Genomic DNA, 12,960 nt, shown 5'->3' on the forward strand with positions numbered 1-12,960 from the left:
GTATTAACCATTAAGTTCCTCTGACAGCCCCGACAAACCATCACACATCTCCTGCAACTCATTAAACATCCTTGCCACATGGAAACCATCGCACACCGAGTGATGGACCTGCACCGCCACAGGCAACAACACTTTCCCGTCCTGCTCGTAGTATTTTCCAAACGTGAACATAGGTGAAAAGAAGTTCTTCATGTGCGCAATGTTCATCGTAAAGTTCGTAAACGTTACCCAGGGAATAGACGAGACGAAAAAGATATTTTCTCGGGACTCTTCCTTCGGCCAGTAAGAAAGGTTATTGCCATAGCGTGCAACATCTTCTGCATACGTATTCTGGAAGTGCTGAATATTGCCGTCGAAGTGGCTCCACAGTGACGAAAACGTCTCCGTTTCAGGATGGAAAATGGTATAGCTTGGATGGATTTCATTCCATACGACAAGCTCATTGTCCTTCATGGCCATACGGAATTCCGGATGCCGGTTCATGATTTTAGAAAGGAGGAAAATAATCGTCGGGTAAAACTTCCAGCCGACCTCTTTGATATGTTTTCGCAGCGCGGTAATGTCGATCAAAACCGTTTGGTTAATTGTACACTCAGCGAATGACTGGAATACCTCAAAATGCTCTTTCCTTGGCCAACGAGATAAATCAACAGGCGTGTAGTCCGGGACTGTTTTTTTCATTTTATAACCTTTGATTATCAATCGCCTAAAGGGTTTTGGGCCAGCAAAAGCCGCGCAACCATTTCAACCGTATCTAATCTTCCTGTCAATCTCAGCCTGTGGTTTTCCGAACAGGTATCCCTGCACGAGATCGCAGCCAAGCGCCTGAAGACGTTCAAGCTGCGCTTCGGTTTCAACACCTTCCGCAATGACCCTCATATTGAGGCTCTTCGCCATGCCGGTTATCAATTTAACGATATTGAGGGCATCATCCTGCGTGGATATCGGGTTCACAAAGGATTTGTCGATTTTAATTTTATCAAAATTCAGTTCACTCAGTCGTGAGAGCGACGAATAACCCGTTCCGAAATCATCGATAGAAATTTTTACACCCAGCGTTCTGAGCTTTTTGAGAATAGTGAGCGGCGTATTGCTGTCACTGAAGAGCGAAGACTCCGTAACTTCTAACTCAAGTCGGCTGGCCGGAAGTCCTGTCTCCTTCAGGATGGACTGTACCATCGTCGTAAATGATTTCGTGCCCAGCTGAATGGGTGAGACGTTCACAGAGATCCTTGCCGGAACGGCCCAGGAAACCGCTTCCCGGCAGGCAAGCTCAAGCACATTTTTGCCGATCTGATTAATCATCCCCGTTTTTTCAGCGACAGAAATAAAGTAATCAGGTGACAGTATCCCCTTCACCGGGTGTATCCAGCGAATAAGCGCTTCATAGCCGTAAATTTCATTGCTGAATGAATCGACAATAGGCTGGTAATAAACAACGAATTCATGGTTATCGATCGCCAGTGCCATATCATGTTCAAGGGTTCTGCTTTCCTGCAACTTTTGCAGCATCCACTGACGGAAGACTTTTATCTGCTGTGAACCCTCTTTTTTGGCTTCGTAGAGCGCCAGATCGGCAAATTTATAAAGATAATCAGAGCGCCGTTCATTATCAGATAACACGATACCCACACAGGTGGCGATTTTTATCAGCTGGTTATTAATCGTATAGGGCTGGCTGATGTGTTCGCTGATTTCTTTGGCGCGCGAAACGGCTGCTGTTTCGGTGAGGCCACTGGACAGAAGGGCAAACTCGTCTCCGCCCAAACGGTAAAATGTATCCGTGGCGCTGCTCATTGAGGTGAGTCGTCTGGATACCTGATTCAACAGCAAATCGCCGGCATCATGGCCATAGGTATCGTTGACCTCTTTGAACCGGTCTAAATCAAATAACATCACCGTGACGGGGATGTGGTTTTTATCTGCCTGAAGATTAATTTTGTTGAGATCGTCCCAGAAGAAAAGACGGTTTTTCATGCCGGTGAGGGAGTCATGATAAACATCATACTCCAGCTTCGAGTTCTGAATTTGCAGCTTTTCTTTTGATATCTGAAGCTCGTCAGCAAGGCTTTTAACCTGCATGTGTGCTTTGAGAATGTTTTTATTCTGGTAGATCATTAAGAAGCCAAGAATAAAGCTTAATATCACCAAAAGTAATGAAAGTGCGGAATAAATATAGTAAAGGATCTGTATTTTATGGTTGGATTCATTAACCGTGTTAATATCTTTCGTTAATGCTGTTGCAGAGAGCTGGCTCAGCGGTGCATCGAGAGCATGCATATTTGTCAGGTATGCCTGTAACTCAGGATGGCTCATGTTTTCAAGATGGCTATCCAGATAGGTCAGTATTTGCTCTAAGCGTAAAGCGAGCTCCTGATGCGTTTTATCGCTGTTAATATAGCGACCTAAATCGCCCCCCTTCATTAAATCGCCCTGGCTGAGCATAATTTCGAGACGCATGCGGACCTGGTCTATCGTAACGTCATCGGTATCGGTTGCGTATAGACCAAGCCATGATTCAAAACGGTAATACTCTGATACCAGTTGTGCCACGGACCAGGACTCAGTGTATTGAGTCAGTTTTTGCAATTCCTGCTGACGATCGTAAACAAGAAATGCAATATATCCTGTCGTGATAAAAAGAGAAAAAATGATACCAACCAGTATCCTGTTCATTATGTTCTCCTGAACGGCTACTCAATCTTCATTTTGCTAACCTGCCATGCTGATCGCGAGTAATAAATCTGATTATTCAACTCAGGAAGACTGTCATAGGGGTATACAATGAATGATGGACCTTTATCGCGGATGCGCATATATTCGCCATTGACCTTTAAGGCAAGTATGGCGTTGTATTTTTTGAAGTCACTGAGAGGGATCACGGTAGAGTAATCATTGAGCGCAATAACATTAATGTTAGTACCCTTCGCACCCACATAATCCATGAGTTTGTTCATTGGAACACCCTCAAACTTAGTACGTCCATTATACCAGGGGGATGTAGTCTCGAAACTCACCATGCCCAGTTTTTCAAGGCTGGCGAGATCAAACACTGCTTTTCCATTTTCATTCGTATTTTCTATATTACCGTAAATCGTTAAAATGGGTTTACCAACTGGTTTTGGCAGATCGCCAGCCCAGGTTACACTTTGTACCAGACAGCATAACAGCAGTAGGGTTAATCGCATTTTGGCCTCCACTTTTTAACAGAAGTATAAGAATTATAATTTAGATATCACACTAGTTTATATATTTTGTTGAACAGCAAGGCCTTTTATAGTTTTTATTGATATAAATTCAATAAAATCAGTATGTTGGGTCGTTGTGATGCCAGCGTGTTTGGCGGTCTAAGGACGCTCAAATTTTTGAGAAAAGCTAAAGCTGCTTGCATAACCTCTCTTGTGTTTAAAAAACGATCGCTTTTATTGATTGTTATTATCTCATACCACTGATTTTACCGATGATGAAAACGGCCAGCGTGCAAACGCTCAGCGTCAGCCCTTAGCGGGTTTAACCCTGGCGGAAGTGACGCTGCCGGTACTGTCTGTCTGTGCAAAATTTGCTCATCTTGAGCGAGGAGGCATAGGCTACGCTATGCCTGAATGGACGAATACTGTTCTGCCGTTTTGCCCAGGCCACCAAACGCGCTAAAAAGGTGACCGCCTGCGGGCTGAGTTTTTTCTTATGCGATGGCAGAAAATGTAAATAATGAACAGAAGGGGTTGTGAGATATTATCGATGAGATCGTCAGTTTACGGTTTCAATCTGTGTCTGAATAATTGCCTGTTTTTGGATGCTTCTTCCACTGAGAAGCGTCCACTTTTTTCTTTCCTTCAACCTGCTATTTTCCGGTATCTCGCTAATTATATCACTCACCTGGTATGTTCAAAGCAGGAAGCCCGTCAGCCATGTTCGGTCAGGGTGATTCTCAGGTAATTGTTCAAGGATATGAACTAACGTATTCTGGTTGTCCTGTCCACTGTTGACAAATCTAAAGAAGTTGCTGTCACATTTATTTTTGTGATATTGCATTGTAGAGAACTCTTTTTTCCTTAACAAAGTGCGTTCTAACCAGCTGAACTTTTTAATTTCTCTTTCAAGGTATTTCATTTCGGAAATTGAAAGGAATATTTTCTTATACAGAATATCCCGGCTGCCCGGCGTGTATGATTTACTGTCCATCAGATTTTCTCTGTTTTTATGATACTCACGTCCTTGTGCTGAATAAATATTAGTGTCCTACAGAAGCGGCATCGACTACGCGCGAAGGTTTCGGTGCTAATGCAATCGCAAATGCAGCGATAAAAAATATCACGCCAATCGACATCATCAGATTATTGGTCGAAAGCATCATGCTCTGGCTGTTAACCATCTTGTCAAAAAGCTCGCGCACAAATTGCCCACCTTGCTGAGGCGCTGAACTGATGTAATGCGAAAGATCGCCAGTTGGGTCGACGACGGACGCCAGTTTGTCATGTGCTATATAGCGCTGGTCCTGCCATGACGTCGTCACGAGCGATGTAGCAAACGCACCCGATAACGTTCGAACAAAGTTCATTAAGCCCGCTGCTGAAGCCATTTCCGTTTCATCTACAGAGCCCATTGCAAGCCCCGTAATCGGGACGTAGTACAACGGCATGCCAACGCCCATGAATAGCAAAGGAACACAGATGGACCAGTAGTCCATATCGGTCGTCGCATAGGATCGCCAGAAGGTATCGAGACCTAGCCAGGCGCAGCCAAAGAAAATAAGAATGCGCGGATCGATTTTGTTGGAGAGGTTAGCGGCAACCGGAGAAAATACCACCTGCAGAAGCCCGCCCCAGGCAACCACAATCCCTGCCCATGTTGTTGTATACCCTAAGTTATATTGTAGCCACAACGGCGTGAGGACATTCAGACCAAAAAAACATCCAAACGCGAGTGCGAGAACAAACATGCTGGCCGAAAAACCGCGATGGCGAAAAACTCTGATATCGACAATCGGATGCTCAGCGGTCAGCTCCCAGATGCAGAAACTTAAAAAGCCGATACAGGCCACAATCGCCAGAACCCAAATTTCTTCTGAGGCAAACCAGTCAAGGTCTTTCCCTTCATCCAGCATGATCTGCAGGGCACCCACCCAGATAACCAATAAAATAAACCCAACGATATCAATAGAGTTATTAACCAGCGTATCTTCGAAGATTTTCAGTACTGACCACGCGACCAATGCGAAAGCGATGGCCATCGGAACGTTGATGATAAACACCCACGACCAGCTGTAATGATCGCAAATCCATCCGCCCAGAACCGGGCCTATTACGGGCGCCAGCAATGTTGTCATCGCCCATAATCCCGTCGCCTGCATGGATTTTTCTTTCGGGAAAATACGCAGCAGTAGCGTTTGTGATAAGGCCATCAGGGGGCCTCCCGCCATGCCCTGAAAAACCCTCATCAGCAGCAGCATTCCCAGCGAGGTGGAAAGGCCACAGAGCAACGAGAAAACGCCAAACATGAACACGGAAACGCAGAAAACGCGCACGCCGCCGAACCGTGTGGTTAACCATCCTGATAGCGGCACCGTAATGGCTTCAGCCACGGCATAGGCCGTGATGATCCAGGTTCCCTGGCTGGTTCCTGCGCCCAGGGCGCCAGCCATGTTGGGTTGAGTGACGTTTGCAATGGTCATGTTGAGCACAGCTAAAAAGTTAGCCATTGCAAGTACCAGGGCACCAATCCATAACATACCGCCTTTCAGCGAAGGCGGCTCATTATCGATAACTAATGTAGACATGGCCTGGCTTCCGTTATTCACTTTTTAAGTTAACTGTCGCTTTCATGGACAGACCAACCCGCAACGGATGTGCAGCAAGCTCATCAGCATTGAGTTTGATGCGTACGGGTAAACGCTGAACAACCTTAATCCAGTTACCCGTTGCGTTCTGCGCAGGAATAATTGAAAACGCTGCGCCGGTGCCGCCATCAAAGCCTTCAACGGTTCCATGGAATGGGACGTTGTCGCCATACAGATCGCTCACCAGTTCCACCTTCTGTCCCACTTTCACATGCTGGAGCTGAACTTCCTTGAAGTTGGCATTGACGTGAATTTGCTGCACCGGCACCACGGACAATAACGGCGTGGAAGGCTGGACACGCTGTCCAAGCTCGACCTGGCGACGAGCAACCACGCCATCGACTGGCGAACGGATCACGGTTCTTTCCAGATCCAGTCTGGCCTGATCGCGCTTCGCTCTGGCGAGAGCAACTTCAGGGTTGGTCTCGGTATTTGCATCCTCAATCATCACGGCATTCGCCTGTCTTGCACCCACCGCCGCCTGTCTCGCGGCATCAGCTTGCGCCACGGCGGCTTTAGCGGCATTCAGGTTTGCCAGTGCGGAAGCATAAACGTTTTGAATACGCGTCAGTTCGTCGCCTGAAATCGCGCCCGTCTGCATTAACGCCTCGCGTCGCTTGAGGTCAACCGTCGCGCGCTGGAAGTCAGCGTTTGCGGCATCAACCTGGGCCAGCAGGCGTTTTTGCTCTTTTTCATTCGCGACAACTTCTGCGCCGAGTTTTGTGTCGGTGGCCTTATATCCATTTACCCGCCGGATGGACAGGTTCAGGTTTGCTTCCGCCTGATTAAGGGCCAACTCTGCGTCAGTAGGATCCAGCTGGATCAGAACATCGCCTTTTTTTACCACCTGAGAATCCGTGACCAGGATGGCACTGACCGTACCGGTGATCGCGGAAGAGAGCTGAGCGGACTCAACATCGGTATAGGCGTTATCGGTTTCAACATATCGGGAACCCACTAATTCCCAATAGACGAACGAGCCTGCGCCAGCCAGCGCGATGCTTAATGCAAGATAAGAGAATAAACGTTTTCTTTTTTTCTTTTTGATATCGGATGATTCAATATTTTGATTTTCAATAGCTGCAGAATGACTCATTTTATTTCCTTTCTTTCCACTATTTAGTTATTAACCTGGTGTTAAAAAATCACTGTTTGCTCGAGGTATATCCGCCGCCCAATGCACGCGCTAATGCGACGTCAATCGTAAAGGCACGGGAATTTACATCGGCTAATTTTCTGCGGGCCGCGACCAGCTCATCTTCCGAAGACAAGACGTCGAGATAGTCAGCAACCTTTCCTTCATATCTTTGTTTGGTGAGCGAATATGCTTTTTCTGCCGACGTGACTGCACCCTGAGAATAAAGCATCTCGTCTTTCAGTGAGGTTCTGCTGGTGAGCGCATCGCTCACTTCCCGAAGTGCATTCGTTAACGTGTCGTTATAAACCTGCACCGCAATGTCATATTCACCGCTGGCGTATTTCAAATCACCCTGTAGCTTTTGCGTATTAAATATTGGCAGCGATATGGCCGGGCCAAAACTACCAATTGCTGAGCCACTCCGGGTAAGGTTATTAATTCCCAGTGACTGGAACCCGGCAAAGGCAACCAGATTAACGCTGGGGTAAAAACCGGCTTTTTTCTGTTTGATTTGCTCTGCTGCAGCCTCTGCGCGTAAACGTGCTGCGACAATATCAGGACGTCGACCAATCAGATCCAGCGCAATATTGGGAGGAAGTTCCTCATGCGCTAAAAGCGTTGCCTTAGGCGCGGTTATCGCCAGCGATCTATCAGGTCCATCACCGACCAGCGCAGCGAGCTCATGTTTTTTGATCGCAATAGCTTCATCTATTGCCACCAGATTTGCTTTTGCGTTGAGTTGACGCGTCTCAACCTGTTGAAGGCTGGATAAATCTTCAAGCCCTGCGTCATGTCGTTGCTGGAACAACGCGAGCGTACTGGTTCGTATAGTGAGGGTATCGTTAAGCGTCTCGCGTACGGTGTATAAATGCGCCAGCTCCGCGTAAACGGTAACAATAGAAGAAGAGAGCACCAGTCTTGTTTGTGCTTCTTCCGCTACAGCCGCCATTTCACCTGACGTTGCAGCCGCGAGCGCGGCGCGGTTTTTACCCCAAAAATCAATTTCCCAGCTCATATCAAGCGTGGTGCGCCCGTAGCTGTTCCAGTTTTGAGGCGTTGCGCTTTCAGGCGTCACATAGTTGTAACTCATTTTGTCCCGCATAAAGCTGGCGTTTGCGGTGACCTCCGGGAAAAGCGAACCGCTCGCACTTTGCGTCATCGCCTGCGCTTGTTTCACGCGAGCTTCGGCGATGTTAAGCGTGGGGGAATTTTTAAGCGCGTCATCAATCAGCCCGTTGAGCTGCTCGTCACCGTATTTCTTCCACCAGTAATCTTTCGGCCACTGGCCGTTCTGATGAGGGAAGCTTTGATCGCTTTTAAGTTGTGAGACCGTCTTCATAGACGGTGGGGTGCCAAGATCGGGGATTATGGCGCATCCGCTCATACTGATGGCGGAAATGACAACACAGCCCATCACTATGCTGGACCGGGTTAAACCGGAAATACGACACCTCGGGAGTGTCTCCTGAAAACCTTTCATCAGTACGCTCGTCATGCTGTTCATAGAGAAGTCCAAATACAGTACCGTACGGTACGGTACACTTTATATCTTGACTTCTGAGCGCCGTCAAATGAAAATGTACTCGTCAGTACGATTACGAACCCTACTACCAGACGTGATTCCGAAATCAGAGAACAATAAGTGTTGGCTCCGGCCAGACACCTAAACTAACGAGGAAACATATGGATAAAAGAGCGCTTAAACGGCAACAGATCCTGGAGGTCGCATCCGGGCTGTTTCGACAAAAGGGATTTGATGCCACGTCTATCTCGGAGATTAACGCGATTGTTGGTGGCTCAAAATCGACAATTTACAGTCACTTTTCTTCGAAAGAAGAGCTATTTGTAGAATGCATGTCTTCAGAAACTGAACAGTATATAAAAAGCATGACTATTGAAACTGCAGGGCAGGTGCGCCTTTTCAGAAAATCACCACAGCTGGTTATCGAGCAATTTGCCGTTGCCTTTTTACGTTATATTTGCTCTCCGGATATTGTGGACTTGCAAAGATTAATGATTTCCGAGGCCGGAAGATCGGGTATCGGAGAATTATATTATGCGCGAATGCAAAAACTGCGTTCAAATGTTTCGGCGCTTTTTACCGATTTAATGAATCAAAACATCTTAAGAAAAGATGATCCTGTGCTGGCGGCTGAGTATTTTCGTTCTCTTCTCCAGGCCGACATACTGGAGCCTTTGCTTTTAAAAGCAAGAAAGGATCAGCCTGAAGAAAGTGAAATCGTCATGAAAGCGCAGGCCTCCGTTAATGCGTTTATGAAACTGTATGGTCCTGAAAAAAGTGAGGATGTTGCAAAGACATCTTTCTAAAATACAGTAAGCGTTCCTTCACCCTATTATTAGGGTGAATTTTCTTTTGGGAAATATTTATTTTCAATCGTCATTGGATGACTTTGCCAGCGGCCTTCTTGTAAATAAAATTTCGTGGATACTTATGTGTATAAAGTTTACTCTCTTAAAAGATCGTGAAGCTGTAATTAAGTCCCTTACTCACTGGATTGACTCGAATTTATACCGGCCCATTACCGTTTTAGATGTGGCACGGAAATCCGGTTATTCATTGGCTTACATTCAGCGGAACTTTCGCCAGGAGTGTGGCATAAGTATAGGTCTCTATATTCGAAGCCGGAAGCTTGAAAAAGCCGCGCATATGCTCAGACATACGCAGCTCTCTGTTTCAGATATATTCACGATGTTAGGCTACGAGGAGCCGTCAACGTTCAGCAGAGCGTTCTCGAATCAATATGGACTCTCCCCAACCAAATACCGCGAGCAGGCTAAAAAAAGTCACTACATGAATGGATTGTCGATGTTGATTACTGAGGTAACGCGCGAGTAAAGCGATAATCCGCTAACCCGCCTCCAGCATCCCAAAACTCACAATCCGCGCGCGGCCCAGCTCTTTCGCCCGGTACAGGGCCACATCCGCGGCGCGCAGCAGGTTGTCAGTCTGGGCATGTTGCGGGTAGCTGGCAATGCCAATCGACACGTCCACCGGCCCAATCTCGGTCAGCCCGTAGCGAAGCGACAGCTCATGCACGCCGTTGTAAATCTTCTGGGCGCAGGCGTACGCGCCTGCTTCATCGGCACCGGAAAGCAGCACCAGAAACTCCTCGCCCCCGTAGCGGAATGCCAGTCCGTTGTCATGGGCGGCCCGCTGAACAATCGACGCCACGCTTTTAATCACCAGATCGCCCGCTTCATGACCAAACCGGTCGTTAATGCTCTTGAAGTGGTCGATATCGATCATCATGCAGCTTAACGGTACGCCGGTGCGCGTCGCCTGTGCCGTTTGGGTTTGCAGGGTATCTTCCAGATGATGACGATTACGCAGGCCGGTGAGCGGGTCGAACAAGGCTTTCTCCAGCAGCGCGTCGCGCAGGCGTTGGTTAGCCAGCGCCAGCCCGAGCGCTTCGGCCATCAGTTCCAGATACGCGCGGGAAGGGGCGTTGTCCGCCGTGATGTTCTGGAAGGAGAGCAGGCCAATGGCCTCGCCCTGGGCGATAAGCGGCACGCACAGGGAACTTTCCGCCTGGGAGGCCGGAAGATGGTAGCAGGCGATATCCGGCTCACCGTTTACCGGCGGGTGACTCTGCCCACGGCGCACGGCCCAGCACTCGTCCGGATGGAACGTCGTCTCTTCACCGATGGGTGAAAGCCATTGCGCGACGCTGCGCATCTGCCACGGATCGCGGTCAAGAATGTAGAGCCGACCCGCGATCCCCGGCGCGATATTGGGGGCAAACAGCTCCGCCACGTTAATCACATCGTTAAAGTTCTCACACCCCTGCAGCCGCTGGGTCATGCGTGCCAGCAGCTCGCGGATGGCCCAGTCGGCATCGCGCTCTCTTTCCAGACGCTGTCGCGCAAGGCCGTTTTCACGGAAGATGCGGATGGCCTGCGCCATATCGCCAATCTCATCAATCTGGTTGAAATTAGGCGTTTCAACCGCGTAATCCTGGGACGCCAGACGGTGTACCACGTCGCTCAGGCGCACCACGGGGCGCAGCACGCGGCGCTTTAATATAAAACCGAGAACAAACAGGAACAGCAGGGCGGTCAGGCCGACCATTAGCTCAGAGGCCGTACGCAGCGCTTTCGATTTTTTTGTCGCCTCCTGAACGGAGGCGATGACGCGCTTGTCGAGTATCTGGCGAAAATGATCGATCTGGTTCTGCGCGCGCTCCAGCTCTTGCTCATAGGGCGCACCGTAGAGCAGGGCAACGGCCTGTGCGTCTTCTCCTCGTTCAAGGCTGGAGAGGGCGGTCTGCTGTTCGTCCTGCAGTTCATCAATGATTTTTATGCCTTCGCGCAGCAGGGACAGCTCATCATCCGACGCGCCGTTATCCCGCAGTTTTTCAAGCCGGAGTTCAACGCTCTTCAGGCTGTTCTCTGACTGGCTATATTCCTTTAACGTTTGCGGATCTTTTTTGATGACGTAGAGGCGCGCTAAATCGGACTGAGCCCAGGCATCGGTTTCTATATCTTCAGTAAGCGCATCAAAACGCTGGCGTTGTTCAACGGCCTGACGTTCAGCAGTGTCAGCACTGGACGCCATCAGCATGATGATGCCGGAGGCGATGGTCAGGCAGACCGTGGCACCATAGGCCCAGTTTGTTATCGTCGCGATTCGCACCTGATGATCCTTTTACGACATGAGTAGGATGGCGTTCTTTCAAATTATAGAAAACGTTTGATTTAAGGCGAAAAAAAAGGCGGCACAGCGCCGCCTGGTGTGGTCTTTATCGTCACATCCTCACAATTCTGGAGGATTTTTTCCTTCTTCGATGAAGTCGGGGTCCAGCTCTTCGGCGTTACCTTCGTGATCGCGCCCTGAGAAGAGGTTCCAGCAGGCGATAAACAGCGCGGCAATGAGCGGCCCAATCACAAAGCCGTTAATGCCGTACAGCTCCATGCCGCCGAGGGTGGAGATCAGAATCAGGTAGTCCGGCATTTTGGTGTCTTTGCCTACCAGCAGCGGACGCAGAATGTTGTCCACCAGCCCGACGATAATCACGAAGAAGCCGACAATAAACAGCCCCTGCCACAGCTGATGGGTGGCGAACAGGAAGATGGCGGCGGGCACCCAGACAATCGCCGAGCCGATGGCGGGCACCAGCGAGAGGAAGGCCATCAGCGCGCCCCAGAGCACGCTGCCGTCAATACCCGCAATCGCAAACGCAATCCCGCCGAGGATGCCCTGAACCACCGCTACCGCCGCCGTACCTTTTACCGTGGCACGCGACACGCCGACGAATTTGGCGAACAGGTGCTGCTTGGCGAAATCAGACAGCGGCAGGGAGTCGAGGATTTGGCGCACCAGATACGGGCCGTCTTTTAGCAGGAAGAACAGCAGATAAAGCATGATGCCGAAGCTAATCGCAAAGCCAAACGTTCCCTTGCCAATCAGAAACGCGCTGCCGGCGAGATACTGTCCGCCCTGCAGAGCGACGTCGGAGAGTTTTTTCTGGATCTGCGCCGCGTTGGTCAGGTTGTGATCCGCCAGGAAGCCGCTGGCCCAGTCAGGAAGATGGTTGAAGATGCTCGCCACCACTTCCGGAAACTGGGTGTTGTTCTCCTGGAGCTTCGTGTACACCATGTTCAGCTCAATGGCGAGCGAGGAGAGGATCACCATCAACGGGATAAAGACGATCAGGCAGATAATGCCAATGGTCAACAGCGAGGCAAGCCCGTTGCGATCCCCCAGCGCGGCGCGCAGCCTGTTTTTTACCGGGTTGAAGATGACGGTCAGAATAGCGGCCCACAGTATCGCGGAGAAGTAGGGCGACAGCACGTCGAAGAAGGCCCAGGTCACAAGGGCAAGAATAAAGATAAAGAAACCTTTGGTCAGTCCGTTAAATCGCATCAGTCAGTCCTGGTTACTAAGAAACTGTGTCGACTATAGAACTGATTGTGAGAATTACCAACCCTTCCGCCGGGTGGCGGCTGCGCCTTACCCGTCCTGTGG

At 49.3% G+C, this 12,960-nt stretch carries 11 protein-coding genes; 2 read left to right on the plus strand and 9 right to left on the minus strand.

Going from position 1 to position 12,960, the window contains the following annotated elements; all coding sequences use genetic code 11:
- Nucleotides 1–3: 3 nt before the first annotated feature.
- The 7 genes from catA to AC2TE5_RS04555 form a co-directional block, all read right to left on the minus strand.
- Nucleotides 4–681 (minus strand): type A chloramphenicol O-acetyltransferase, encoded by a 678-nt coding sequence (catA, locus tag AC2TE5_RS04525; RefSeq protein ID WP_484612729.1) that lies wholly within the window; start codon nt 679–681, stop codon nt 4–6.
- Nucleotides 682–744: 63 nt separating this feature from the next.
- Nucleotides 745–2,676, minus strand: coding sequence for a putative bifunctional diguanylate cyclase/phosphodiesterase (locus tag AC2TE5_RS04530; RefSeq protein ID WP_484612730.1), 1,932 nt, complete (start codon nt 2,674–2,676; stop codon nt 745–747).
- A gap of 17 nt (nt 2,677–2,693) precedes the next feature.
- A complete protein-coding gene (locus AC2TE5_RS04535) occupies nt 2,694–3,188 on the minus strand; it encodes a putative pterin-binding protein (RefSeq protein WP_213330003.1) in 495 nt (164 codons plus the stop codon).
- Nucleotides 3,189–3,885: 697 nt separating this feature from the next.
- Nucleotides 3,886–4,182, minus strand: coding sequence for a hypothetical protein (locus tag AC2TE5_RS04540; RefSeq protein WP_484612731.1), 297 nt, complete (start codon nt 4,180–4,182; stop codon nt 3,886–3,888).
- A gap of 49 nt (nt 4,183–4,231) precedes the next feature.
- On the minus strand, nt 4,232–5,776 hold the full coding sequence (locus AC2TE5_RS04545; protein ID WP_484612732.1) for a DHA2 family efflux MFS transporter permease subunit: 1,545 nt from the start codon (nt 5,774–5,776) through the stop codon (nt 4,232–4,234).
- Nucleotides 5,777–5,789: 13 nt separating this feature from the next.
- Nucleotides 5,790–6,932: an HlyD/EmrA/EmrK family protein gene (locus AC2TE5_RS04550; RefSeq protein WP_063145266.1), complete on the minus strand. Its 1,143-nt coding sequence runs from the start codon at nt 6,930–6,932 to the stop codon at nt 5,790–5,792.
- 49 nt (nt 6,933–6,981) lie between these two features.
- Nucleotides 6,982–8,478 carry an efflux transporter outer membrane subunit gene (locus AC2TE5_RS04555; RefSeq protein ID WP_484612733.1) on the minus strand — a complete coding sequence of 499 codons (1,497 nt, stop codon included), beginning with the start codon at nt 8,476–8,478 and terminating at the stop codon, nt 6,982–6,984.
- Between the two features lie 179 nt (nt 8,479–8,657).
- Between AC2TE5_RS04555 and AC2TE5_RS04560 the strand changes: the two genes are divergently transcribed.
- Together AC2TE5_RS04560 and AC2TE5_RS04565 are read left to right on the plus strand one after the other, a co-directional pair.
- Nucleotides 8,658–9,302 carry a TetR/AcrR family transcriptional regulator gene (locus tag AC2TE5_RS04560; protein WP_370732141.1) on the plus strand — a complete coding sequence of 215 codons (645 nt, stop codon included), beginning with the start codon at nt 8,658–8,660 and terminating at the stop codon, nt 9,300–9,302.
- A gap of 124 nt (nt 9,303–9,426) precedes the next feature.
- On the plus strand, nt 9,427–9,831 hold the full coding sequence (locus AC2TE5_RS04565) for a helix-turn-helix domain-containing protein (RefSeq protein ID WP_029739732.1): 405 nt from the start codon (nt 9,427–9,429) through the stop codon (nt 9,829–9,831).
- A gap of 12 nt (nt 9,832–9,843) precedes the next feature.
- Here AC2TE5_RS04565 and AC2TE5_RS04570 read toward each other — a convergent pair whose 3' ends face one another.
- Together AC2TE5_RS04570 and AC2TE5_RS04575 are read right to left on the minus strand one after the other, a co-directional pair.
- Nucleotides 9,844–11,628: a diguanylate cyclase gene (locus AC2TE5_RS04570; RefSeq protein ID WP_484612734.1), complete on the minus strand. Its 1,785-nt coding sequence runs from the start codon at nt 11,626–11,628 to the stop codon at nt 9,844–9,846.
- Nucleotides 11,629–11,748: 120 nt separating this feature from the next.
- Nucleotides 11,749–12,858, minus strand: coding sequence for an AI-2E family transporter (locus AC2TE5_RS04575; protein ID WP_029739734.1), 1,110 nt, complete (start codon nt 12,856–12,858; stop codon nt 11,749–11,751).
- Nucleotides 12,859–12,960 lie beyond the last annotated feature (102 nt).

Source organism: Enterobacter sp. N5-15 (genome assembly GCF_057221635.1).

Bases quoted from the DNA above. Each gene is read 5' to 3' on its own strand.
- AC2TE5_RS04550 (WP_063145266.1), bottom strand. From the start codon at position 6,932: ATGAGTCATTCTGCAGCTATTGAAAATCAAAATATTGAATCATCCGAT.
- catA (WP_484612729.1), bottom strand. From the start codon at position 681: ATGAAAAAAACAGTCCCGGACTACACGCCTGTTGATTTATCTCGTTGG.
- AC2TE5_RS04545 (WP_484612732.1), bottom strand. From the start codon at position 5,776: ATGTCTACATTAGTTATCGATAATGAGCCGCCTTCGCTGAAAGGCGGT.
- AC2TE5_RS04535 (WP_213330003.1), bottom strand. From the start codon at position 3,188: ATGCGATTAACCCTACTGCTGTTATGCTGTCTGGTACAAAGTGTAACC.
- AC2TE5_RS04530 (WP_484612730.1), bottom strand. From the start codon at position 2,676: ATGAACAGGATACTGGTTGGTATCATTTTTTCTCTTTTTATCACGACA.
- AC2TE5_RS04540 (WP_484612731.1), bottom strand. From the start codon at position 4,182: ATGGACAGTAAATCATACACGCCGGGCAGCCGGGATATTCTGTATAAG.
- AC2TE5_RS04560 (WP_370732141.1), top strand. From the start codon at position 8,658: ATGGATAAAAGAGCGCTTAAACGGCAACAGATCCTGGAGGTCGCATCC.
- AC2TE5_RS04575 (WP_029739734.1), bottom strand. From the start codon at position 12,858: ATGCGATTTAACGGACTGACCAAAGGTTTCTTTATCTTTATTCTTGCC.
- AC2TE5_RS04555 (WP_484612733.1), bottom strand. From the start codon at position 8,478: ATGAACAGCATGACGAGCGTACTGATGAAAGGTTTTCAGGAGACACTC.
- AC2TE5_RS04565 (WP_029739732.1), top strand. From the start codon at position 9,427: ATGTGTATAAAGTTTACTCTCTTAAAAGATCGTGAAGCTGTAATTAAG.